The sequence below is a fragment of the Acinetobacter endophylla genome, assembly GCF_053543775.1.
This window is the reverse complement of sequence record NZ_JBLVOM010000238.1, coordinates 65,274-87,742: the sequence shown is the minus strand read 5'-3', so window position 1 is coordinate 87,742 and position 22,469 is coordinate 65,274. Positions and strand designations below refer to the sequence as shown.

Here is a 22,469-nt window from a genome sequence, read left to right as displayed (position 1 = left end):
TTGAAAATCTCGCCAATAATATTTCATCTGCTTCCATACCATCTCGATTCGATTTAACTCAGGGCTATAAGCTGGAATAAAATACAAATTCGTCGAAAAGTTACTTTTAAGTAGCTCTCTGTAATCAGCCATCTTTTTACTTCTATGAATCGAGGCATTATCAACAATAAGAACCAATGGAAGGTTATAAGTCTGTTTTACTTGTTGAGCTATTCCAGTTAAATAGGCATAAAACCAAGTGCTTGTAACTGACTCTTGTAAACAACTTGTCACCAGTTTCCCCGTTGAAAGCAAACACCCCATGACATTAACTCGTTTTAATCTTATTGCATCAACCGCATGAACATCACCTATCTTTGTCCACGCATAGCGGTTATCAGGTGTAGATGAAAACCCTGTTTCATCAACATAACCTAATATAATTTCACCACGTGCCGCTTGCTCTCGTAATTTTTCAATCTGCTGTGTTGCTTGTTCAAATGCAATCGGATCTCTTTTTTTTCAAGCTATGACGGGTACGCTTGAAGACCATACCTGAATCACGTAAAAACTTACGAATGGTTTCAACAGACACGGACACTTCGTATTCTTCATGTAGTTTGACTCGGATTTGTTCTGCATTGAGTGGACTTGTATTGACCCAATCTAGGATTTTCGCCTGATAGTCTGAGATCAATGTATTGGGCCGACCTGAGCGATGACCTTCTTTAATCGATTCAAACTCATACAATTCCCAACGTCGGCGTTGTAGCCTTATGGTTTCTGGGATACGTTCTTGTAGAGTGGCAACTTCCGCAACACTTTTACCTTCAGAAAGCCAGAGAATAGTTTGGGCACGTTGTCTTTCACGCCAATGTTTTGCATGCTTGGCCAGAAAAATGAGTCGTTCTCGCTGTTCTAAACTAAGTGGTACAGAAACAATTCGAGGCATGTGTGAACATCTGTTAACTAAAAAAACTTTTTCGCATGATTAGTTATTTTTGTCAACTTATTGCATTTATATTCAATGTTTAAGGTTGATATAAAATTAAATTTCCATTAAGTGGGAGTTTTTATTTCGATCAAATTTAGAATTTATAGATTGCTTGGCTGTAAATAGGGTGGATTTGAAAAGCTGAGTAAGGTTCTGAATATTTGACTATGCTGCAAATAAAAATATGGTATTTAACGTTCAGAAAATCAATTGAATAATTTTGATTTCCTTATGTAAGTTATTAAATAATCAGACAAAAATATGGTTAATTGACATTGATGGGAGATTAAATTGTCGCCATTTTTTGAAAAATAATCATTTTAAAATTAGTCGTATCGATTCATGACAGCAGTTTCTTTGAATATTGCGTCCTTTTCCGGAAGTATTTTTTATTTATGAAAAATCATATTCCAACTTAAATTTTAAAGCGCTTATTGAGATTATGAACGAGAGTATTGAGCCGTCTATGCAACGGGAAGTTGTATGCTTAATAAGGTATTTTTCTAGAAATCAATAAATTAGATAAAGATGATATGAATGCAAAATTCTTCGTAAGACAAGCCAGAAATATTCTAATCTGCTTTAAAAAAATGACAATTGGAATCTTGTATAAGTCTTCTTTTAGAAGTGTAAAAGAGTATTGTTGGCTAAAAAAATACTGTTATATTGAACTCATGGTAGGTCGTAAAACCAATAAGACGCTACCGATAAGTTGGACGGATCAATGACAGTTAGTTGAGTTTGATGTTCATCACCAGACAATAAATCTAGCACTAGCCATCCAACACAGAGCTCGCAGAAATGCGAGCTTTTTTAATGTCTGCGCAATTCATTCAGTTTAATATTCTTTTTATTATAATCCCTCCAGATAAAAAAGTTTACATTGCCAAATTCGTTAACATCTTGAAGATTAATCGCTTGGCTAATTATGGTATAAAAAACTGCAAATTGGATAATGAGAGAGGAAGGAAAAATGTCAAAGATGATTGATATCAAGGTGAAAGATCAATTTAGCCAAGTGACTGAAGCGAAAGCTATGCTGCGTTCCTTTGCAGAGCACAACATTCATCATGCAGCTGAGTTGGTCAAAAAAATTGAACATATCGTGGTGGATGGTGAAACGATTCTGCCGAGTATTGAGCTATTATTTGAAAGCCAAAAATCTTCAAATATTTATCGCGTTGTCGAATAATTTAATCAGTGAACTTCAGATAGGTAGAAAAAAATTGAACTTATTTATTCGAAATCACCGATTTAACACATAAAAAACTCACCATTTAGGTGAGTTTTTTATACTTTGGTATTTGCTAGCTTGGATACTAAGGTATGCAGCTATATTCAGAAGCTGATTCAATCTCTAAGAGAAGACAACGTGCTAATGGGTCTTAATTGGCGGAAGAAATATCCCATAGCAATGCAAAAAGCTCGCTGGAGTGAGCAAGTATTTAAATCTGTTTAAGCTGTACATCCACATCATATTTTTCAAATTCTTGCAAAATCTGCGCTAAAGTTTGCTGTGCGGTTGTATGTTCAGGGTTTAAAGAAATTTCCTGACGAGTCGTGCTGTCAAAACATTCAATGGCCTGAATCAGCCAATGATGCTCAATGGGACTTTTTTGAATCAACACACGGCGCGGTTGCAAGCTGTCACTGATCTGGCGGGGAAGCACGTAGGTAATCGCCAGTTGCACAAATTGCAGTTCTTCAACCGGACTTAAAAAGGTGATCACCCAGTTGCCAATTTTACTCAGTTGCATGGGATTATCGAACGCATCGAATTCTAAATAATGTGACATATACATGATCCAATCGGATGTCTATGCTCACTATATGGCGGGATTGTAATTCTTTTTCTATCACGCTTAAGTCGGATATTCCGAGCTTTAAATTTCGCTTGAATATAAATATTTCAAATAATCAATCAGTTATCTTAAACAATCAAAGCTAGCTTATTGTTAAACTTGCTCATTTAAGAGTTTTAAAGACTAAGATCTTATTAGTCTTCAGCTTTATTTTGCTGTAATTGATCTAAAGCAAAATTGATCTGCTTCAGAATGTGATTCAATTCTTGGGGAGCAATACGGCTTTCCTGAAGGGACGTGATCCATTGCATTTGGCACAGTTTTAAACTGCGCGTATCCGGCGCCTGTAAAATCTGATGAATTTGCTGCTTGGCCATCAAGCCACAATATTTTTGTAAGCTTTTCATCATCATATATTTAAGGTCTTCAAAAGACATAGGTTGCAGTTCAGGCAGCTTTTTTGCATGGCTTGAATCCGTTTCAGCAGATGGAATGTCCTGCGCTACTTTAATGGATTCCATCTCAGGATGGAGTTCTTTTGTCGCAGAAGCTGCTGCTATCGATGAGTCCAACGATCGGTGAATCTCGGAGTGTGCCAGGTCAACTTTTGTATCTGTTCTTGCATCAGCCTGCTTTTGACTGATGGCTACCTCGCCCGTTTCAGCTGGAATAATTAAATCCATGGCATAAAGCTGATCTAAGAGTTCGGCAGGAGCAAGCTGTTGTTTTAAGCCATCATTTAATAAGTTGAAATCCTGGCTGCCGATCAGAACCAGTAAGCGGCGTTGGCGTGCGGTCAGTGGGATGGAGCGATCCTGTAGCACCTCGATCCCACGTTGAGTTTTATAAAAATGCATCATAGCTGAATAGATTGTTGCTAAAATTCAGCTAGAGCATAGTCTGTGAAAATTACATTAATATGAAGTATTTATTAAAATACTGAGGTTTGTTTTGATAAAACCTATAATGTCGTGATCGCCGTATTTTCAAGGGCCTTACGTAAATAAGGATCCAGTTCATCCTGACGCAATAGCCATTGCACATAGTCAGTAGGAAGTTCGGCGATGGCAGTACCGCGATGTTTGCCAAAATTAATCGTACGTGGAATTCGGGCATCTTCAGAAGCGTCGAATAATTCCTGCATACTGTTGATTTTTAAATGATGCACAATATGCATCAAAATATTGGCAGTTAAAATAATATCCATATCGGCACGATGTGCTTTACGGATCATTTCACGCGCTCTTTCGCTGCCTTTGGTGATCATATAAATCAGGGCAGAAATATTGTGTGCTTCCGCATCTGGCCAGACCCGACGTGCTAAAGCCAGTGTACAAATCGCCTTGATTTTTGAAGTATCTACACCACATTTTTCGATGGCACGGACGTCATAATCAATATTATGGCCGATCATGTAGACGGTTTCATCAGGCAGGCGAAAGGTACTGTAATGCGGCTGACCTTCCAGATCCGATTCCAGAATATGATGCACGGCCATGGCAGCAAAAGAAATAGCTTCGTCACATGAGTAGAGCTGATCAAACAGGCGGCTTTTATCCAGACTGATTTTATGCTCTACAATTTCGACAGGCGCATAAGCAATTTCGATGGGTTGACCATTTAAAGTATGCGTTTCGGTATCAAGAATAATGGCCTGCATGTCGGAAATGTGCCTGAAAAAGAGAGGAGAGTAAAATCTAACATTATTATTTTGCAACTAACAATTGAATTGCTTTATTTCTGTATTAATTGCAGGCTTTTTAACGTATGACGACTATTTGTATAGTTCTGGAGAGGAGAAATTCTCTATTTTAAAGTTTGTTGATTTCATAATAAATCTAAACCGGTGCGAATTTAATAGAAAAAATAACGCATTCTTTTCTTGATATTGTTTAGATAAATTGGGAAATTACATGTGGTTTTATCGTTTGTTAAAGATAAAACCAGAAAAACTCATTAGAGATGATAATAAATAAGATAAGGATAAGATCGATGAAACGTCAAGTATTGACCTGTACTCTTCTCACATTAAGTGTGGCCTTAACTGCTTGTAACGATGATAGTGATAATGATCGTTTTTACGAGTCCAAACCTGCTCTTCCTGTAAATGATATAGACAATCCGGTGGTGGCAACCCCGGTGGCCTATACTGAAACGGATTTCGCCGGGATCGCTGACGAAAGTGTGATCATGACTTATAAGATGTTAGGGATTAATGGTAAAGAAACACAAGCGACTGCATTGGTGTTCACCCCTGAGGGAACACCACCAGCAAAGGGATGGCCGATCGTCGCATGGGCTCATGGCACGACTGGCGTTGCTGACCAATGTGCACCAAGTCGAAATGCACTGAATCCTTTTATCAGGAATATGATTGCTGGATTTCTTCAAGCGGGATATGTGGTCGTTGCACCCGATTATGAAGGTTTGGGAGAGCCGAGTGGAAAAGAACTTCATCCTTTCTTGAATTTGAAAAGTGAAGCTTATTCTATTACTGATGCAGTCGTAGCTGCACGAAATTATTTAGGTTCACAAGCATCCAATCAATGGGTGGCAGTAGGGCATTCTCAAGGTGGCCAGGCAGCTTTAGGCGCTGCGCAATATGCAGCACGTGCTTCTAAGATGACCTATAAAGGTACGGTAGCTTTAGCACCGGCTTCAAATTTCAATCTGATTTTGACAGGAGGTGAACAACAGGCGGGACAAGAAACAAATCTGGATAAAAAAGTTGGAACTTTAGCATCTTTAGATACCTTTACTGCCCTGATTGTTGCTGGTTTGCGTAACCCGAACCCGAATCTGCAATATAGTCAGATTTTTAAAACGCCAACCGATGAAATCGCGAAAAATGCAGAAACTGATTGCTATGATGTATTAGGCCAGAAATTTGGTACTGCAATGTATGCTTATGCACAATCAAATAATAACTCGGTAAATAATTATCCTCGTACTCAAACTAACTTTATGAGTATTCCAGTCGTAAAGAGCTTCTTAGAAAAAGATTCTCAGCCTTTACTTGTTAAAGTTTCTACGCCAGTGATTATTTATCAGGGTTCAGCAGATAGTACCGTTCCGAAAGCAGCAACAGATGTTTTGGTTGCACTCGCCAATCAGAAACAAACTTCAGTACGTTATATTACGGATGAGTCAAATGCGACTAAATGGGATCATGGTAGCGTCTATGCACTGAATATTCCTAATATTATTTCAGATGTAAAATCTCTAATGCCAATTCAATAACTTATTTTTATCTGAATGGCTCATGTTTTTTTAGATATGAGCCATTTTTATTGCAAACTGAATAAAGTTCATGATCGAAAATTTAAAACTTCATGCTACAATACGCGCCAATCTTAGCACGGCTTAAAAGCCCTAAATCAATAGGACCTCGCTAATGTTTGCCAATATCTCTATCGCTGAATTTGATCCAGAATTAGCTCAAGCAATCTCGAATGAAGATGCTCGTCAAGAAGCTCATATTGAGCTAATCGCTTCTGAAAACTACTGCTCACCAGCAGTTATGGAAGCTCAAGGTTCAAAACTTACTAACAAATATGCGGAAGGCTACCCAGGTAAACGCTACTATGGCGGTTGCGAGTATGTAGACGTTATCGAACAATTGGCGATTGACCGTGCTAAAGAACTCTTTGGTGCTGATTATGCTAACGTTCAGCCACATGCTGGTTCACAAGCAAACTCAGCAGTTTACTTAGCGCTTCTTAACCCGGGCGATACAGTTCTGGGTATGAGCCTTGCTCACGGTGGTCACTTGACTCACGGTGCAAAAGTAAGCTTCTCTGGTAAAACATATAATGCGATTCAGTACGGTTTAAACCCTGAAACTGGCGAGATCGATTACGAAGAAGTTGAGCGTTTAGCGCTTGAGCACAAGCCACGTATGATCGTTGCTGGTTTCTCTGCATACAGCCAAATCGTTGACTGGCAGCGTTTCCGCGAAATCGCGGACAAAGTAGGTGCTTACCTATTTGTTGATATGGCTCACGTTGCAGGTCTGGTTGCTGCTGGCGTTTACCCAAGCCCGGTGCAAATTGCTGACGTAACTACGACTACGACTCACAAAACACTTCGTGGTCCACGTTCTGGTTTAATCCTTGCGAAAGCAAACGAAGAAATCGAGAAAAAATTACAGTCAGCTGTATTCCCAGGCAACCAGGGTGGTCCTTTGGTTCACGCGATTGCTGCAAAAGCAATCTGCTTTAAAGAAGCAATGGCACCTGAATACAAAGCTTACCAACAACAAGTTGTGGTAAATGCGAAAGCAATGGCTGAAGTATTGATCGCTCGTGGTTATGACGTAGTTTCTGGCGGTACTGAAAACCACTTGTTCTTGTTGTCTTTAATCAAACAAGACATTACAGGTAAAGAAGCTGATGCTTGGTTAGGTGCTGCTCACATTACTGTGAACAAAAACTCTGTACCAAACGATCCACGTTCTCCGTTCGTGACTTCAGGTATCCGTATCGGTACACCTGCAGTAACAACGCGTGGTTTTGGCGAAGCTGAAGTACGTGAACTTGCAGGCTGGATCGCTGATATCCTAGATGCTAAAGGCGATGAAGCTGTTATCAACGCGGTGAAAGAGAAAGTTGCAGCGGTATGTGCTAAATTCCCAGTTTATGCATAATCGCTTATAAACGGAAAGGAGCTCCCAACCGGGAGCTTTTTTTATAGCTGTAAAAATAACGATGTAAAAGATGTTTAGACTTGATCGGGCTTATATAGATCAATTTCCATGCCGTAAGAGATTGAGTCATCAATAAAATCATATTGAGTTTTTCTCAATCTGGCTTAAAGTCTTTTATCAACTATTTGTATTTTTAAATGCTTTAAAAGAATGAATGCATTCGTTGCATGCTTTGCTTGAAATTATTTACAGGAATTATTTTCAGAACCTGACACTTTAAAAATAATAGGTTATTGAGCTGAAGATCATGGTAGATGAAGCGCTTGAGTGAATCCCATGTTACTGTAAGGTGGTGCTGATATAAGCGCCGTGAATGACATCATTCTTTTTATTTAAACGTTATATGGATCGGTATCATTTGAATATGGGTAAATCCTGTATTTAAAAATGCTGCTGGCGGTTGATTGATTAATTTTTCATTTATGCATTAAACAAGGTAATAAGGATGACTAAACCCAACATTATTTTATCTGAGCAGGATTTACAGCGTCTGGAAACGATGCTGGAGAACCAGAGCAAGCTGAGTGAAACCATGATTCGCTTAGAGGATGAACTGGCACGTGCCGAAGTAGTTGAGCCAAAAGAAATCGCAAGCAATATCGTGACCATGCATTCCCGTGTACTGTTGACGATTGCACCTTCACCAGAGCCGGTTGAGGTGACACTGGTTTACCCGCATGAGTTTAAGGGTGAAAAGGGGCAGGTCAATGTGATCGCACCGATAGGTGCAGCCATTTTGGGCTTAGCAGAAGGTCAAACCATTGAATGGCCACAACCGGATGGTAATACCATGAAAGTGACCATTGAAAAAGTGCTGTTTCAGCCGGAGAGCGAAGGGGATTATCTTTAAGCCAGCGTTGGATCATCCTTGAAAGCCATAGCAATATGGCTTTTTTTGTATATGGATTTTAAGTAAAACCTGATGTTGTAAGCATTTAGATCAGATTGAATACATTTTAAAGTTCTAAATGCTTAAAGTTAAATAATTCTCAAAATGCAATGTAGTCATTTATCTCTGCAATTGAATCGTATTGCCAAAATCATAATTAAAATAAAGATAAAACATGGATTTAGTTAAAGTGATGTAACGAATTTCTGGATAAATATACACAACGCCGTCTGTTTTTTTGCTACATTCGAAGATGTTCTAGACTTCTTTATTTCACTTTTTTAAAGGATATCGCCTCAACCATGTCGCGCTTTGAAGCTCTACCTGCCTTGACTGACATGATGCTTGATCGTGAGGAAATTCTGGCGATTAAGCGTAATGAGCTTGTGCCTGTACTGGATAATCAATATGGGCTGAATCATTATGCAGATGCTTTGATTCAGGCACAGTCCGTTCTACTGAATGGTGTAGATCCGCACTTGACCCAACAGTTAAGCCATACCATTGAGCAATTGATTCAGGCTTTGGCAGAATCTAAAAAATATCTGAAAAAACGTAAATTTAATGCCCTACAGAAATGGCTAGGCATCGATCTGGATTATGGCTCAAGTCAGGTGGAATATTATCAACGGCTAGACCGTTTGCTCGATCAGGCCGATCACTTAAGCCGTAAATTGCAGATTGAAATTCAGAAATCGCAGTCACGTTTTCAGCAGCTTTTGGGGTTGCGCGAACAGATGGCCAAGCACATTGTCGCAGCAGACGAGTTTCTGTCTGAATATCCGCTATTCGTCAAAAACCAGCATCCCTTGGATAATTTTTCAGAACGCCTCTCCAAGAAAATTAATACCTTACGTACCTTGCAAAGCAGTAATGACATCGCCATTACCCAGATGCAGCTTTCGCAGCAGCTTTCCTTTAGCCTGCTGGATCGCTTTAAGGAAGCACAGCAGGTCTTGATTCCGGCCTGGCAATATCATGTCAAACAAAGCCAGACGAAACACTCGACAAGTGATCTGGAAAAACTTGATAATAGCCGTGAGAGTCTGATTAAAACGTTAAAAAAATCCCTCGAGAAACCCTCGAAAACATAACAATATAAGGTGAACTATGACCAAGTCTGATTTAGTAAATTTACCTGTTGAAAGCTCGAATGAACTGGTCGAACAAAAATTCCAGCAAATGGACCTGAAAGAACTGGGCTTACAGCCTGCTGACTTTCAGGAGGTGCTGGCTGCACGTAAAGAGTTGCAGAACATGAGTCATAACAGCGTGGCTGAATATGGCAAAAATATTGCGACCAAAACTTCGACCTATACCGATGAATTACTGAATCTGGTGCAAAATAGAGATCTGGATGCGACAGGACAGAAGCTGAATCAGGTGGTACAGGTGGCTCAGCAGCTGAATACCAGCAGTATTCTCAATAAAAAGAAAAGTTCGGGTTTTTTTGGCAATATCATTAGCAAATTCAAAGGTGCGAAAGATAACTTTGATGCGCATTTCAATACCACTAAAGAGCAGCTAGATGTACTGGTGAAAGAGATTGAAACCTCGCAATCCGGTTTGAAAGCACGTGTTGATACCCTGGATAAAATGTTTGACGGGGTACAGGATGAATATAAACAGCTCGGGGTACATATCGCCGCAGGCCGTTTACGCGAACAGGAGCTGCAGCAGGAAATTTCCACTTTAACCGCCTTGCCGCAAGATCAGAGCACCACCCAGAAAATTTATGACCTGAACCATCTGGCCAATAATCTGGAAAAACGTGTCAGTGATTTACAGGTATTGCAGCAATCTGCCATGCAGACCTTGCCAATGATCCGGATTATCCAGTCGAATAACCTGATGCTGGTCGACAAGTTCTATGCGATCAAAAACATTACTTTACCGGCGTGGAAAAACCAGATCAGTCTCGCAATTTCATTGAGCGAACAGAAGAACAGTGTACAGCTGGCCAATACCATTGATGATGCCACCAATGAGCTGCTGCGCCGTAATGCTGAACTGTTACATCAGAACTCGGTCGATACTGCTAAAGCCAACCAGCGCTCGGTGATTGACATCGAAACGCTTGAACATGTGCAAAATACCCTCATTAAAACTGTAAATGATGTGATTCAGATCCAGAAAGAAGGTGTACAAAAACGCACAGAAGCAACCGTGCGTTTGAAAGCTCTGCAAGATAATCTGAATCATTTGGTGATTGAATCAAGTACCAGTGGATCCACGCCCAACTAAATCAGGTAGGGCCAAAATCTGAAAGAAGGAGTAGAGATTGCCGCCCTTAGATGAATACGCCGTTAAGCCTCAGGACATCAAGCAGGGGGTAGTTGCACTCAAGAAACGTCAACGCAATTTGATGCTATTGGGTTTGACTACTTCTACCATATTTATAGCCTCATTGATCAGCCTATTTTTCCAGCAGGAACTGGTCTATGGCTTTTTTGGCCTGAGTACCCAAGTACAGCAATTGCATTTACCGGTCAGTGTAGATGCCACACTGGCCAGCATTGGTGATAGTCCGGATTATTTTTTTAGTTTGCTGAGCTGGTTTGGCTGGCTGATTATTAAAATTTTTGCCTCTTTTATCGGCGCATTTTTTGTGATTGGCTTACTGAAAAAGTTGCGTTTCTTTTATGTACGCTTTCAGTCTTTTGTGCTGAAATTTGTCGCTTGGCTGATTGCTTTTATCGTGATCTGGTCAGGATTGACTTACTGGCAGCATGATCTACGTAATGATCGGGATGATGCTTATCAGCAAGTAGTGTATTACGACAGCAATATCAATGACAGTGAAATCGCCCGTTATCTGGCTGATTCAGAGATTGCAGCACCGGTGAAATCTTATTTACTGGCGCAAACGGCATTGCTGCATAAGCCTCAAGATTTATCTGCCGCAAAACCTTATGTTTTAAATTTGGTTGAAGCAGAAAAACAGGATCCTAAATTTGAACAATATGGTTTCAAGCCTGAACAAATTTGGACCATGCAGCAACAGGTCTATGGTCAAGCCATGACACCAGTCGCCAAGAGTGTAAATACGCAGGTACAACAGGCGGATCAGTTAAGTCAGATCACGAATCTGGTTATTATTGGTGTTGCTATTTTATCGGCACTACTTAGCCTAATCTTGTTTTTCTTGGCCAACTCAATCAAGGGTCGTTCTCTGCGTATCGAACAGCGGATTCATTAATTTCCCAAAATGCTCCTGAATAGGGTAATGCTGATCAGTTAAGGAATTTAGAAATAGACTCTTTAGCTTTTCAGTCGTTTATGAAAGAGTCTTAACTTTTTAAATCAAATACTTGCAATATCACTTGTTACTTTGGTTTCGCCCAAAGTAACCAAAAGCATTTGTCATCCGCAAAACTCGTCAGCCACTATCCCTTAGTAAATTTGTCGCAAAAACAATCATTTTTTAATGTAGTCCTGCCTCAAACAGTTGCGGATGACTTTGCTACCTATCAAATATAATCTTGAATTTAAAAAAAATGCCAGTCAATTGCTTAACTGACTGGCCTGGCATTACCTGAATAGGGAGCATTTTTTGATGGAATTTCAACGCTATTTTTAAGACAACCTATTCAACTTGCTCTATATAGCCCAAAAATAAAAACAAGGCAGCATAAAGTCTATAACTGGATTAATAATCTAAAATACCGATCAATAAAATAAAAACAAACTGTTTTACCTATTTATTCAATTCATTTAATATCCTGTTATCAAATAAACATTTACTCCTTTGGAGACGTTAGCAATGTTAGATCAAAATACTTCAGCCCAACTTAAAACCTTATTAGAACGCCTAGAAGGCCCGATTGAACTGGTGGCGACTTTGGATGGCTCTGACAAATCAGCCAAAATCCAGGAACTGGTGTCCGAGGTTGCTGCACTGTCTGATCTGGTGACTGCACGCTTTGACGGGACCAATGCACGTGCGCCAAGTTTCGGGATTGCAAAAGCTGGTGAGGAACCACGTGTATTCTTTGCAGGCTTGCCAATGGGCCATGAATTCACTTCGCTGATTCTGGCATTGCTGCAAACTTCAGGTTATGCACCAAAAGTCTCTGATGAAGTTTTGGCGAATATTAAGAGCCTGGGTGTTCAATCTAACTTTGACGTGTTCGTATCGTTAAGCTGTCATAACTGTCCGGATGTGGTTCAGGCACTTAACCTGATTGCCATCTATAACCCGGGCACTACAGCGACCATGATTGATGGGGCTTTCTTCCGGGACGAAGTCGAAGAACGCAAGATCATGGCGGTGCCGATGGTATTCCAGGACAACCAGCATATCGGTCAGGGTCGTATGACGCTGGAAGAAATCATTGCCAAGTTGGATAGCAATGCCGCTACCAAAGATGCGGAAAAGCTGAATGCCAAAGATGCCTTTGATGTCCTGGTGATCGGTGGTGGTCCTGCAGGGAATACTTCTGCGATCTATGCAGCACGTAAAGGCATTAAAACCGGGGTCGTGGCTGAACGCATGGGCGGTCAGGTCATGGATACCATGGACATTGAAAACTTTACGTCTGTACAGAAGACCCAAGGTCCTAAATTTGCTGCCGAGATGGAAGCCCACGTGCGTGAATATGGTGTCGACATCATGAACCTGCAACGTGTCTCTAATATCAAAGGTGCGGATGCAACGGCCAATGGTCTGGTGGAAGTGACTTTAGAGAATGGTGCCAGACTGGAGTCGAAAACCGTGATTCTTTCGACTGGTGCACGCTGGAGAGAGATGAATGTTCCAGGTGAACAGGAATACAAAACTCGTGGTGTGGCATACTGCCCGCACTGTGATGGCCCACTGTTCAAAGGCAAGCGTGTAGCCGTGATTGGTGGCGGTAACTCGGGTGTTGAAGCTGCGATTGATCTGGCAGGGATTGTTGAACATGTAACGCTGGTGGAATTTGATACCAAATTGCGTGCGGATCAGGTGCTGCAAGACAAACTGAACAGCTTGCCGAATACCACAGTCATCAAGAATGCCTTGTCGACTGAAGTACTGGGTGACGGTGCACAAGTGACTGCACTGAAATACAAAGACCGTGCTACGGATGAAGAGCATGTGGTTGAGCTGGCGGGGATCTTCGTGCAGATCGGTCTGTTGCCAAACACCGATTTCTTGAAAGAGACCCAAGTTGAGCTGACCAACCGTGGCGAGATCGTGATTAACGAGCGCAACGAAACCAATGTCAAAGGTGTGTTTGCTGCAGGTGACTGTACCACAGTGCCGTACAAGCAGATCATCATCGCGACCGGTGAAGGTGCCAAGGCATCACTGTCTGCTTTTGATTACATCATCCGTTCTGGGCAGTAAAAAAAATAGCACCTCGGTTCCCCAAAACCGAGGTGCTATATCTTATAAATACATTATTATCGCTTTATAGGAACTCAGGACGCTAACACCCGAGTTCCTTTTTTTATATTTATTATTGGATCAGCCAAAAGTGTCCCCACGCACTTTCAGCTGTTCCTTTCCTCTGCACAGTTTTTGTTTTCAACCCTTATTTTTATACTTTCCCCAAGGTTGTTTTTATATAAAGCAATGTTTATTCCATCGCTTCATTTTTAAGATTTAAATAAGTTCAAACCCTTAAATTTTTCCAGTAATTGCTCCTGTGTTTCACGATGCGCGGGATGTGGAATAATGCATTCAATCGGACAGACATCCACACAGGTCTGATGCTCGTAAAAACCGACGCATTCCGTACAACGGTTCACATCAATTTCATAAACTTTCGCACCCTCATAAATCGCGTCATTCGGGCATTCCGGTAAACACATATCGCAATTGATGCATTTGTCGGTAATCAACAGTGCCATACTTAACTCGCCTGATAAGCCAGTGAAGATGCCGAAATATCCGCAGTCGAGCTTGGCAGATTACGAATCAGCAGGGCATATTGCATATCAACATCTGCCGGAACCGGAATCTCGACGATGTGACCTGAACCTTTGGCATCTTCGATCAGATTACCTTTTTTGTCTTTCATTTCGGTTAAAGTGAAAGTGATATTGCCTTTAGTCGTCATCAGTTCGAGTGAGTCACCGACGATAAAACGGTTTTTCACATCGATCTTGATGTAATCTCCATTACGCTCCAGCACTTCGCCACAGAAAATTTGATGATCAAAACTGGAAGAACCATGTTCATAATTCTGATATTCACTATGCACATGGCGGCGTAGGAAACCTTCGGTATAACCACGATTCGCTAAGCCTTCCAATTGTGTCATCAGTGATGGATCAAAAGGTCTACCCGCCAACGCATCATCAATCGCTTTACGGTAAATTTGAGCAGTACGGGCGCAATAGAAATAAGACTTGGTCCGGCCTTCAATTTTCAGTGAATGTACACCTACTTTGGTTAGGCGTTCTACATGCTGGACTGCACGCAGATCTTTAGAATTCATGAAATAAGTGCCATGTTCATCTTCTTCAGCAGCAAACATATCTTCATCATTCCGCTGCAATAGCACAGGCTCATCAAACTGATGTTGTTCTTGCATGTGCTGTTCATCAGCATCTTTAGAGCAGCAGCCTGAATCCAGATTTTTTACTGGAATGACATCACCGGTTTCATCTTCCTTGGCATCCAGAACTTTATATTCCCAGCGGCAGGCATTGGTGCAGGCACCCTGATTGGCATCACGTTTATTCATATAACCGGACAGCATGCAACGGCCAGAGTAGGCCATACACAATGCGCCATGTACGAATACTTCAATCTCCATATCAGGCACTTGCTGTTTGATTTCTGCAATTTCTTCAATGGATAGTTCACGTGACAGAATGACACGGGTCAGCCCCATGTTTTTCCAGAATTTCACGGTTGCCCAGTTCACGGCGTTGGCCTGAACCGACAGGTGAATATCTATCTCTGGAAAATGTTCACGCACCAGCATGATCAGACCTGGATCGGACATGATCAGGGCATCTGGCTGCATCGCGACCACAGGTTCTAAGTCACGAATAAAATTTTTCAGCTTGGAGTTATGTGGCTGGATATTGACCACCATATAGAATTTTTTGCCTAGTTCGTGCGCTTCTTTGATGCCAATCGCTAAATTGTCATGGTCAAATTCATTATTACGAACCCGCAGGCTATAGCGCGGCTGGCCGGCATAGACTGCATCTGCACCATAAGCAAAAGCGTAGCGCATATTTTTGAGTGAGCCAGCTGGTGAGAGAAGTTCGGTAATAGTGGTAATACTCATGATCAAATCGAAAGACATATAAAAAGTACGGCTTTATTCTAATCATCTGGAATTTGGATTCAACCTAGTAAATCACTCGGAAATACGCGATTTGGAGGTAAAACAAGGTTTTATTTTAAGTAGGGAGCTCTCAATAAAATGTCTTCAACATTCAATCATTTTCAGGGTTTTCAAGCGTTTTTAAAATCTGGCAATGATCAATCGTGGTCGGGGTATTGCAACTTTCTCTCAGTGTGATCAGTTGCCGTTCAAATATCTGTAATTCTTTAATTTTATTTGAAATATCCGAAAGATGCTGATCAATCAGCTGGTTGACGGCACAGCAGTCCTGTTCCGGATTTTGTTCAAGTTGAATCAGGGTTTCAATCTCTTTTAACGACATGTCCAAGGCACGGCAACGCTTGATAAAAAGCAGTCTTTTTAATGCGTCTTCACCATAATAACGATACTGATTACTTGCTCGAAAATTCGGCTGGATAAAGCCTTTTTTCTCATAAAAACGTAGGGTATCGGTGCTTAGACCAGTTTTTTTGGCCATTTCTGAAATCAAATAAACTGACATATCACCCTCATGCTTGACCTTGGAGTTAGTCCATAGTTTCTAATCAATTTATCGTATTTTAGATAAAAAATCATCGGGGGAATGATATGGCTTGTAGTTGTAGTCCTGAACCGGCACCCATCAAGCCCAACAGCAAATTTAGAACAGCGCTATGGATTGCCTTGCTGGTGAACTTGACTTTATTTGTAGTGGAGCTGATCGGTGGTGCATATGCACATTCATCGGCCTTGTGGGCAGACGCGCTAGATTTCTTTGGAGATGCGGTCAATTACGGAATTTCTTTGGCTGTACTCGGTGCGAGTCTGTATTGGCGGGCAACAGTCGCTTTGGTGAAGGGAATGACCATGGCATTGTTTGGTCTGGTGGTTATTGGCAAAGTGATTTACGCCTATCTGCAAGGTATTCCACCTGAAGCACTGACAATGGGCCTGATTGGTGTGCTGGCCTTAGTAGCGAATGTATTTACAGCAGCAATTCTTTATGCTTTTCGTGAAGGTGATTCCAATATGCGGTCGGTCTGGCTCTGTAGTCGCAATGATGCAATTGGCAACTTTGCGGTCATTTTGGCAGCCGTAGGCGTATTTGGTACAGGCAGTCTTTGGCCGGATATTATTGTGGCTGTAATTATCGCTACACTCGGCATCACATCAGGTTATCAAGTGATTAAGCAGTCTCTGGAAGAAAGATCACTTAAACATAAATCCAGCTAATTTTTATATTTAAAGCTGTCCTGCAGGGCAGCTTTTTATTTATTTCCATTTTTATAATATTTGAAAAATAAAGCTTTACAAATAAACAAATTAAATTAGAATCTCTGGCGAAATTCAGAAAATATACATAAATTTTAATAATTTAGTTTTTTGCATCGTGCGAGGGTTAATGTGAATTTAATTAAAATTTTTTCAATATTGGCAATATCGGGGCTAGCCGCTTGTAGTTCCAAAGTCGTGACTTATGATGCAACAGGAAAAATCATCGGTTCATGTATGGCGACGCGTGGCCTACTTTCGACCGCAAGTGCACATTGTAGTGGTTCAGGCGATGCCTTGGGTGTGAATTATAATACGCCAAATGCTGCTACAGGCCTATTACCAACGCCACCAAGCCAGAATCAGATTAATTTAAAACCGTAAATAATAAAGGGGAAGATCATGAAATTATCAGCACTTATTGCACTCGTAGCGACTGTTATATTGACGGGCTGCGCATCGTCAGTGACTACATTTGACTCTCATGGCCGTATGATTGGTTCATGTAAAGCGCAAACGGGTTTCATCATTGCAGGTGGCGCAGGCTGTTCAGGTTCTGCAAATCAGGAAGGTCGTGATCGTTAATTATTTAGTGATTATTCCAATAAAAAACCGGACTTAAAAGTCCGGTTTTTTATTTTAGAAAATCTTATTTTTCTACGAATGCACGTTCAATCACGTAGTCACCTAGAACGCCCATTTTTGGAGATTCTTTCAGACCGTGTTGGTCAAGAAGCGCAGCAACGTCATCTAGGAATGCAGGGCTACCGCATAACATGGCACGGTCAGTTTCCGGGTTGAAACGTGGCAGACCGATTTTTTCAAACAGTTCACCGGTTTCAATCGCAGTGGTTACACGACCTTGATTTGGATATTCTTCACGGGTTACGGTTGGGTAATATACCAATTTTTCTTTCGCGCCGAGTTCAGAGAAGAATTCATGATTTGGAACTTCATTCAGGATCAAATCTTGATAAGCCAGTTCTGAAATGAAACGGGTACCGTGAACTACGATAATCTTTTCAAAACGCTCGTAAGTTTCAGGATCGCGAATAGTCGAAAGGAACGGTGCAAGACCAGTACCAGAAGACAACAGGTACAGATTTTTACCTGGGTTCAAGTCATCCAGTACCAGTGTACCTGTTGGCTTTTTAGACACCAAAATGTCATCGCCGACTTTGACTTTCTGTAAAATCGAAGTCAGTGGACCATCCGGCACTTTAATTGAGAAAAACTCTAACTCTTCTTCGTAGTTGGCGCTTGCAATTGAATATGCGCGCATTAACGGCTTGCCATTGACTTCAAGGCCGATCATTACAAACTGACCGTTTTTAAAACGCAAAGCAGTGTCACGAGTCGTTTTAAAAGAGAATAAAGTATCATTCCAGTGGTGGACGTGAGTAATCTTTTCGACGTTAAAAGCAGCCATTAAAGGTCTCAATAAATTATCAAATTAGAACAGCTTGCTATTCTAATCTAAATTCATTCTCGATAAACTGAATATATTTAATTGAGCTTATCAAAAAAAGTGATGATGACTGAACTTGCGCTGCCGATTATTGGTTATATGCGTTCTCCCTATAAAGAAAAATTTGGTATTCCTCGTCAGCCGAATCTGGTTCAGGTCGAAAGCTATATCGAAATGGTCGGACCTTATAATGACCTGCTCGCCTTTGAGGGAATTGAAGAATTCAGTCATTTGTGGCTGGTCTGGCAATTTCATGACAATAAAAACCAGCACAACAGCCAGTTTCGTCCACAAGTGCGTCCGCCGCGTTTGGGTGGTAACAAGAAAATAGGCGTGTTTGCTACGCGCAGCATGTATCGTCCATCACCGATTGGTTTATCTGTGGTCAAACTCAAAGAAGTGAGAAAAGTGGGCAAACATGTTCGAGTGTATGTGACAGGGAGTGACTTGCTCGATGGCACGCCAATTATGGATATCAAACCTTATATTCAATATTCGGATGCCATCATTGAAGCACAAAGCGGTTATGCACAGGATGAACCACCACGTAAAACCGTCATTTGGAGCGATGAAGCGGAGCAGCAAAAGCAACAATTACTAGGAAATGGAAAAATTTCTGTGCAGACTATTCAGGAACTGGAAGCTGTCTTATCTTTAGATCCAAGACCTGCATATCAGGAAGATGAAGAACGGGTATATGGGATGAAGTTTGCAAATGTTGATATCCATTTCAAAATTCATGCTCAGCAAGTGCTAATTGTTGCTATCCAGCATATTCCTTCCTAGATTATAGGTTCCACCACAAAACCCCAATCAACACTGCCATATGCAAAATCTGCACAGGCGCAAAATAAAGGACAAACTTCCAGCCACCGGTCAAAGCTGCATTGGCTGACTTGGCCAGGGCATGAGCACCCAGACCTAAAAGCAGGGCATAAATCAGACGCATATTTGAAGGATCGCCTTGAACGACGACACTGGCCATCGCGGCATGAATCTCGAATAAAGAGGCGAGTAAGGTCCCGGCCAGTAAGCCGGCATCCCCGAGCCAGACCTCCAGTCCGTAAACTCCAGCCTGAATCAATGTTAATGTGACTGCAATAATCACCGCTTCTTTTAAGCTGAACATTTGGCTGTCTGATGATTCCATGCTCGGAGCCGGTTTCGCCTTGTGCAGTAATAAAAATGCACAGGCTGCCAGAAGGATTACGGCAACTAAAGACGGTAAGAGCAGGATTTTAAGCCAGCTCCACGATACACCTCCAACCACTATCAATAATAAAACAATGGTCGAGATACAGGACATCAGTGCAGCGCCGGCATTCGATCGTGCATCCATTTCACCTTTACGGACCTGTAAACCTAACTGAGCGATGGTGGCTGTACTGGAAACAAAACCGGAAGCAATGGAGGACAGCATCAGGGCATTTTTAGTCGAGAAAAAGCGTTTCGCAATATGCGCCAAAGCTTGTACCACTAAAATTAAGGTCAGTAATTTTAAAATAAGATAAGGGTTAAGCACTTCGCCCCAAAAAGGCCGGTCAGGGGTCAGCGGCAGACCAATCAAAATTAAGGCCAGTAATAATAGTCCATCCCTAAATTCGGCTTCTTTAATCCATTTTCCGGCAATATTGTGCATGGTATGTTTGGCCATCAAAATACCGGTTAAGAGCACAGAAAGACCGGCTGCCAGAGGAATATTCCACAAACACATGGCGCCAATAAAATAGGTCATCACAAATGCAAGCTCTGTGGTAATGCCCGGGTCATCTGGCTGATTTTTTATGGATAAAATGACCATGCCACCCACGATCAAAGCACCTATTACAGCAATCACGATTCCAAACAGGAAACACAGTGCACCCAATAAAGCACAGATTGCAAAGGAACGTAAGCCGGCAAAACTCGGTTGCTGTTCGCGTTGCTTATGCCGTTCCCGCTCCAGACCAATCAATAGGCCGCAGCCTAATGCCGAGGTGAGTATCGTGAGCAGTTCGTGAAAAGAATGCGCATGCAGGGGAACCGCAGTCAAATCCATCTGTGACCTCAGCAAGCTAAGAGTTGATTATTTAAAAATATATGTGATGAGATCAGGTTTGCATAGATTAAAAATGTTGCGGTAACGATCAAATCCATTCTTTACTTTCTTTTTGAGATTGAAATAGAAACGTACATTCGATAGGTCGAGAGCATGCGAAAAACTGCAAAAACTTGTTATAGTGGAGGCAAGTTTGGGGACTGATAATAATGAAATTTGACTTTGAAATTGATACGGCATGGTGTCTAGACCAACTCTTTAAAGACGGTAAAATCAGTGAACGCGACCGGATGCTGGTACAAACCACTCATCGGCAACGTGAACAACTAAAATGGCACCCTTTACAGTGGATTGCTAATTTTAATCTGGTCGATCAGTCCCATCCTCAAACAACACTGACTCTGAACCGTTTATGTCAGTGGCTGGCAGAAAAAACCGGATTGATGTTCTATATCATTGATCCGCTCAAAGCTGATGTACAGGCATTGACCCATGTCATGTCGCAGGAATATGCACTGCGCAACCGTATTCTGGCAGTAGAAATACAGGCAGACAAAGTTCTGATCGCTACGGATCAGCCTTATAAAACCGAATGGGTGTCGAATCTTGAGCAAAATATTTCCCCGAAAAAAATACAACGGGTATTACTCAATCCGGAACAGTTACAACGTTATATTACTGAATATTATCAGGTCAGTCGCGCAGTCAGTGGTTCACAAAAATCGTCTGCTTATGACCGAGAAAATAAAGGTGTAGAAGCCTTATTACAATTGGGTGATTCACAGAATCCGGATGCCAATGACCAGCATATTGTCAAACTGGTGGACTGGGTGCTGCAATTTGCCTTTGAACAAGGTGCCAGTGATATTCATATGGAACCGCGTAAAGATACGGGTAAGATTCGTTTCCGGATTGATGGCGTACTGCATACGATTTACAACATGCCCGCCAATACATTGACCGCCGTCATTTCCCGGATCAAGATTCTGGGCCGGATGAACGTCGCGGAAAAACGTAAACCACAGGATGGCCGCCTGAAAACCCGTACACCAAAAGGACAGGAAACCGAATTGCGTTTGTCGACCTTGCCAACGGCATTCGGTGAAAAACTGGTGATGCGTATTTTCGATCCGGAAGTGCTGGTGAGAAGCTTCCAGCAACTCGGTTTTGAAGGTCATCTGCTCAATGACTGGAACAATCTGACCAGTCACAGTCACGGCATTATTCTGGTGACCGGTCCGACTGGTTCCGGTAAAACTACTACGCTTTATTCAACCTTGAAACAGCTGGCGACTGAACAGGTCAACGTCTGTACCATTGAAGACCCGATCGAGATGCTGGAACCTAGCTTTAACCAGATGCAGGTCAATAATGGTATCGATCTTGGTTTTGCTGACGGCGTGCGTGCATTGATGCGTCAGGACCCGGACATTATCATGGTCGGGGAAATTCGTGATCAGGATACTGCCAATATGGCGATTCAGGCAGCATTGACTGGTCATCTGGTTCTCTCAACTTTACATACCAATGATGCGCCGTCGAGTCTGACCCGTCTGCATGATCTGGGCGTACAGCCATTTTTGACAGCAGCAACCATCTTGGGTGTTCTGGCTCAACGTCTGGTGCGTAAACTCTGCCCACATTGCAAGCAGGAAAGCTTCCTGAATGAACAGGAATGGCAGCATCTGGCAGCCGATTATCCTTTGCCGCGACCGGAATTTGTCTTTAAGGCGGTGGGCTGCGAAGAATGCCGGCATACCGGCTATAAAGGCCGTATTGGGATTTATGAGTTTATGCCACTGAGTCTGACCACTAAACAGCTGATTGGTGCCGATGCTAATCTGAACCAGCTGCGTCAGCAGGCGAAAAAAGAAGGCGTAGAGCCGCTCAGAATTGCCGGGGCGCGCAAGATTCTGGAAGGTGTGACCACGCTTGAAGAAGTCCTGAGAGTGGTGCCCTTAAATTAATTTTGAAAATGAAGCAATCTTAAGATTCAATTCATCTTCGGTTGTTTTAATAGCATCATCGAAACAAGGCAAGACTTTAAAGAGGTA

Annotated in this window: 23 protein-coding genes; 13 read left to right on the top strand and 10 right to left on the bottom strand. The window is 41.8% G+C overall.

What is annotated here, in order from left to right:
* Together ACNPNW_RS09715 and ACNPNW_RS09710 are read right to left on the bottom strand one after the other, a co-directional pair.
* A partial coding sequence (locus ACNPNW_RS09715) for an IS630 family transposase (RefSeq protein ID WP_448766948.1) occupies positions 1-459 on the bottom strand: 459 nt, incomplete at its 3' end.
* A gap of 16 nt (positions 460-475) precedes the next feature.
* Positions 476-931: a helix-turn-helix domain-containing protein gene (locus tag ACNPNW_RS09710; protein WP_004973749.1), complete on the bottom strand. Its 456-nt coding sequence runs from the start codon at positions 929-931 to the stop codon at positions 476-478.
* A gap of 1,015 nt (positions 932-1,946) precedes the next feature.
* Here ACNPNW_RS09710 and ACNPNW_RS09705 point away from each other — a divergent pair.
* The gene (locus tag ACNPNW_RS09705) at positions 1,947-2,165 is read left to right on the top strand and encodes a hypothetical protein (protein ID WP_005103627.1); all 219 of its coding nucleotides are present in this window, start codon (positions 1,947-1,949) and stop codon (positions 2,163-2,165) included.
* 253 nt (positions 2,166-2,418) lie between these two features.
* Here the strand turns inward: ACNPNW_RS09705 and ACNPNW_RS09700 are convergent, their stop codons facing one another.
* The 3 genes from ACNPNW_RS09700 to ACNPNW_RS09690 form a co-directional block, all read right to left on the bottom strand.
* Positions 2,419-2,769, bottom strand: a complete 351-nt coding sequence (locus ACNPNW_RS09700; protein ID WP_044112095.1) for a hypothetical protein — start codon at positions 2,767-2,769, stop codon at positions 2,419-2,421.
* A gap of 200 nt (positions 2,770-2,969) precedes the next feature.
* Positions 2,970-3,635, bottom strand: coding sequence for a hypothetical protein (locus ACNPNW_RS09695; protein ID WP_448766947.1), 666 nt, complete (start codon positions 3,633-3,635; stop codon positions 2,970-2,972).
* A 101-nt stretch (positions 3,636-3,736) separates the two neighbouring features.
* On the bottom strand, positions 3,737-4,435 hold the full coding sequence (locus ACNPNW_RS09690) for a DUF3820 family protein (RefSeq protein ID WP_044112093.1): 699 nt from the start codon (positions 4,433-4,435) through the stop codon (positions 3,737-3,739).
* A 332-nt stretch (positions 4,436-4,767) separates the two neighbouring features.
* On the opposite strand from ACNPNW_RS09690, the gene ACNPNW_RS09685 reads away from it, so the two are divergent.
* From ACNPNW_RS09685 to ahpF, 7 genes are all read left to right on the top strand, one after another.
* Entirely contained in the window at positions 4,768-6,015 is a 1,248-nt protein-coding gene (locus ACNPNW_RS09685) for an alpha/beta hydrolase (protein WP_448766946.1), read from the top strand.
* A gap of 154 nt (positions 6,016-6,169) precedes the next feature.
* Positions 6,170-7,420, top strand: a complete 1,251-nt coding sequence (gene glyA, locus ACNPNW_RS09680; RefSeq protein WP_004645593.1) for a serine hydroxymethyltransferase — start codon at positions 6,170-6,172, stop codon at positions 7,418-7,420.
* 505 nt (positions 7,421-7,925) lie between these two features.
* Complete coding sequence (gene rnk / locus ACNPNW_RS09675) at positions 7,926-8,330, top strand: nucleoside diphosphate kinase regulator (RefSeq protein ID WP_216986221.1); 405 nt, start codon at positions 7,926-7,928, stop codon at positions 8,328-8,330.
* A gap of 341 nt (positions 8,331-8,671) precedes the next feature.
* Entirely contained in the window at positions 8,672-9,463 is a 792-nt protein-coding gene (locus ACNPNW_RS09670) for a hypothetical protein (protein WP_004279021.1), read from the top strand.
* Positions 9,464-9,479: 16 nt separating this feature from the next.
* The gene (locus ACNPNW_RS09665) at positions 9,480-10,613 is read left to right on the top strand and encodes a toxic anion resistance protein (protein WP_085064139.1); all 1,134 of its coding nucleotides are present in this window, start codon (positions 9,480-9,482) and stop codon (positions 10,611-10,613) included.
* A 37-nt stretch (positions 10,614-10,650) separates the two neighbouring features.
* The gene (locus ACNPNW_RS09660; protein WP_004645590.1) at positions 10,651-11,568 is read left to right on the top strand and encodes a hypothetical protein; all 918 of its coding nucleotides are present in this window, start codon (positions 10,651-10,653) and stop codon (positions 11,566-11,568) included.
* A 564-nt stretch (positions 11,569-12,132) separates the two neighbouring features.
* Positions 12,133-13,698, top strand: coding sequence for an alkyl hydroperoxide reductase subunit F (ahpF, locus tag ACNPNW_RS09655; protein ID WP_448766945.1), 1,566 nt, complete (start codon positions 12,133-12,135; stop codon positions 13,696-13,698).
* Between the two features lie 251 nt (positions 13,699-13,949).
* On the opposite strand, the gene ACNPNW_RS09650 is transcribed toward ahpF, so the two are convergent.
* From ACNPNW_RS09650 to ACNPNW_RS09640, 3 genes are all read right to left on the bottom strand, one after another.
* Positions 13,950-14,204, bottom strand: a complete 255-nt coding sequence (locus ACNPNW_RS09650; protein ID WP_005247463.1) for a YfhL family 4Fe-4S dicluster ferredoxin — start codon at positions 14,202-14,204, stop codon at positions 13,950-13,952.
* 2 nt (positions 14,205-14,206) lie between these two features.
* A complete protein-coding gene (trhP, locus tag ACNPNW_RS09645; protein ID WP_085064141.1) occupies positions 14,207-15,616 on the bottom strand; it encodes a prephenate-dependent tRNA uridine(34) hydroxylase TrhP in 1,410 nt (469 codons plus the stop codon).
* Between the two features lie 133 nt (positions 15,617-15,749).
* Positions 15,750-16,160, bottom strand: coding sequence for a Cd(II)/Pb(II)-responsive transcriptional regulator (locus ACNPNW_RS09640; protein WP_005106480.1), 411 nt, complete (start codon positions 16,158-16,160; stop codon positions 15,750-15,752).
* Between the two features lie 86 nt (positions 16,161-16,246).
* On the opposite strand from ACNPNW_RS09640, the gene ACNPNW_RS09635 reads away from it, so the two are divergent.
* The 3 genes from ACNPNW_RS09635 (at position 16,247) to ACNPNW_RS09625 (ending at position 17,494) form a co-directional block, all read left to right on the top strand.
* Entirely contained in the window at positions 16,247-16,870 is a 624-nt protein-coding gene (locus tag ACNPNW_RS09635; protein ID WP_005106481.1) for a cation efflux transmembrane domain-containing protein, read from the top strand.
* Between the two features lie 171 nt (positions 16,871-17,041).
* Positions 17,042-17,293, top strand: a complete 252-nt coding sequence (locus ACNPNW_RS09630; protein ID WP_071851683.1) for a hypothetical protein — start codon at positions 17,042-17,044, stop codon at positions 17,291-17,293.
* Positions 17,294-17,311: 18 nt separating this feature from the next.
* On the top strand, positions 17,312-17,494 hold the full coding sequence (locus ACNPNW_RS09625; RefSeq protein ID WP_085064142.1) for a YgdI/YgdR family lipoprotein: 183 nt from the start codon (positions 17,312-17,314) through the stop codon (positions 17,492-17,494).
* 64 nt (positions 17,495-17,558) lie between these two features.
* Here ACNPNW_RS09625 and ACNPNW_RS09620 read toward each other — a convergent pair whose 3' ends face one another.
* On the bottom strand, positions 17,559-18,338 hold the full coding sequence (locus ACNPNW_RS09620; protein WP_004279005.1) for a ferredoxin--NADP reductase: 780 nt from the start codon (positions 18,336-18,338) through the stop codon (positions 17,559-17,561).
* A 105-nt stretch (positions 18,339-18,443) separates the two neighbouring features.
* On the opposite strand from ACNPNW_RS09620, the gene tsaA reads away from it, so the two are divergent.
* Complete coding sequence (gene tsaA / locus ACNPNW_RS09615) at positions 18,444-19,163, top strand: tRNA (N6-threonylcarbamoyladenosine(37)-N6)-methyltransferase TrmO (protein ID WP_314103472.1); 720 nt, start codon at positions 18,444-18,446, stop codon at positions 19,161-19,163.
* Between the two features lies 1 nt (position 19,164).
* Here the strand turns inward: tsaA and ACNPNW_RS09610 are convergent, their stop codons facing one another.
* Positions 19,165-20,415 carry an MgtC/SapB family protein gene (locus ACNPNW_RS09610; protein ID WP_448766944.1) on the bottom strand — a complete coding sequence of 417 codons (1,251 nt, stop codon included), beginning with the start codon at positions 20,413-20,415 and terminating at the stop codon, positions 19,165-19,167.
* A gap of 209 nt (positions 20,416-20,624) precedes the next feature.
* Between ACNPNW_RS09610 and tfpB the strand changes: the two genes are divergently transcribed.
* Positions 20,625-22,382, top strand: a complete 1,758-nt coding sequence (tfpB, locus tag ACNPNW_RS09605) for a type IV pilus assembly ATPase TfpB (RefSeq protein ID WP_278357459.1) — start codon at positions 20,625-20,627, stop codon at positions 22,380-22,382.
* The last annotated feature ends 87 nt before the right edge of the window (positions 22,383-22,469 follow it).

Bases quoted from the DNA above. Each gene is read 5' to 3' on its own strand.
- ACNPNW_RS09710 (WP_004973749.1), bottom strand. From the start codon at position 931: ATGCCTCGAATTGTTTCTGTACCACTTAGTTTAGAACAGCGAGAACGA.
- ACNPNW_RS09705 (WP_005103627.1), top strand. From the start codon at position 1,947: ATGTCAAAGATGATTGATATCAAGGTGAAAGATCAATTTAGCCAAGTG.
- ACNPNW_RS09700 (WP_044112095.1), bottom strand. From the start codon at position 2,769: ATGTCACATTATTTAGAATTCGATGCGTTCGATAATCCCATGCAACTG.
- ACNPNW_RS09695 (WP_448766947.1), bottom strand. From the start codon at position 3,635: ATGATGCATTTTTATAAAACTCAACGTGGGATCGAGGTGCTACAGGAT.
- ACNPNW_RS09690 (WP_044112093.1), bottom strand. From the start codon at position 4,435: ATGCAGGCCATTATTCTTGATACCGAAACGCATACTTTAAATGGTCAA.
- ACNPNW_RS09685 (WP_448766946.1), top strand. From the start codon at position 4,768: ATGAAACGTCAAGTATTGACCTGTACTCTTCTCACATTAAGTGTGGCC.
- glyA (WP_004645593.1), top strand. From the start codon at position 6,170: ATGTTTGCCAATATCTCTATCGCTGAATTTGATCCAGAATTAGCTCAA.
- rnk (WP_216986221.1), top strand. From the start codon at position 7,926: ATGACTAAACCCAACATTATTTTATCTGAGCAGGATTTACAGCGTCTG.
- ACNPNW_RS09670 (WP_004279021.1), top strand. From the start codon at position 8,672: ATGTCGCGCTTTGAAGCTCTACCTGCCTTGACTGACATGATGCTTGAT.
- ACNPNW_RS09665 (WP_085064139.1), top strand. From the start codon at position 9,480: ATGACCAAGTCTGATTTAGTAAATTTACCTGTTGAAAGCTCGAATGAA.
- ahpF (WP_448766945.1), top strand. From the start codon at position 12,133: ATGTTAGATCAAAATACTTCAGCCCAACTTAAAACCTTATTAGAACGC.
- ACNPNW_RS09650 (WP_005247463.1), bottom strand. From the start codon at position 14,204: ATGGCACTGTTGATTACCGACAAATGCATCAATTGCGATATGTGTTTA.
- trhP (WP_085064141.1), bottom strand. From the start codon at position 15,616: ATGTCTTTCGATTTGATCATGAGTATTACCACTATTACCGAACTTCTC.
- ACNPNW_RS09640 (WP_005106480.1), bottom strand. From the start codon at position 16,160: ATGTCAGTTTATTTGATTTCAGAAATGGCCAAAAAAACTGGTCTAAGC.
- ACNPNW_RS09635 (WP_005106481.1), top strand. From the start codon at position 16,247: ATGGCTTGTAGTTGTAGTCCTGAACCGGCACCCATCAAGCCCAACAGC.
- ACNPNW_RS09625 (WP_085064142.1), top strand. From the start codon at position 17,312: ATGAAATTATCAGCACTTATTGCACTCGTAGCGACTGTTATATTGACG.
- ACNPNW_RS09620 (WP_004279005.1), bottom strand. From the start codon at position 18,338: ATGGCTGCTTTTAACGTCGAAAAGATTACTCACGTCCACCACTGGAAT.
- tsaA (WP_314103472.1), top strand. From the start codon at position 18,444: ATGACTGAACTTGCGCTGCCGATTATTGGTTATATGCGTTCTCCCTAT.
- ACNPNW_RS09610 (WP_448766944.1), bottom strand. From the start codon at position 20,415: ATGGATTTGACTGCGGTTCCCCTGCATGCGCATTCTTTTCACGAACTG.
- tfpB (WP_278357459.1), top strand. From the start codon at position 20,625: ATGAAATTTGACTTTGAAATTGATACGGCATGGTGTCTAGACCAACTC.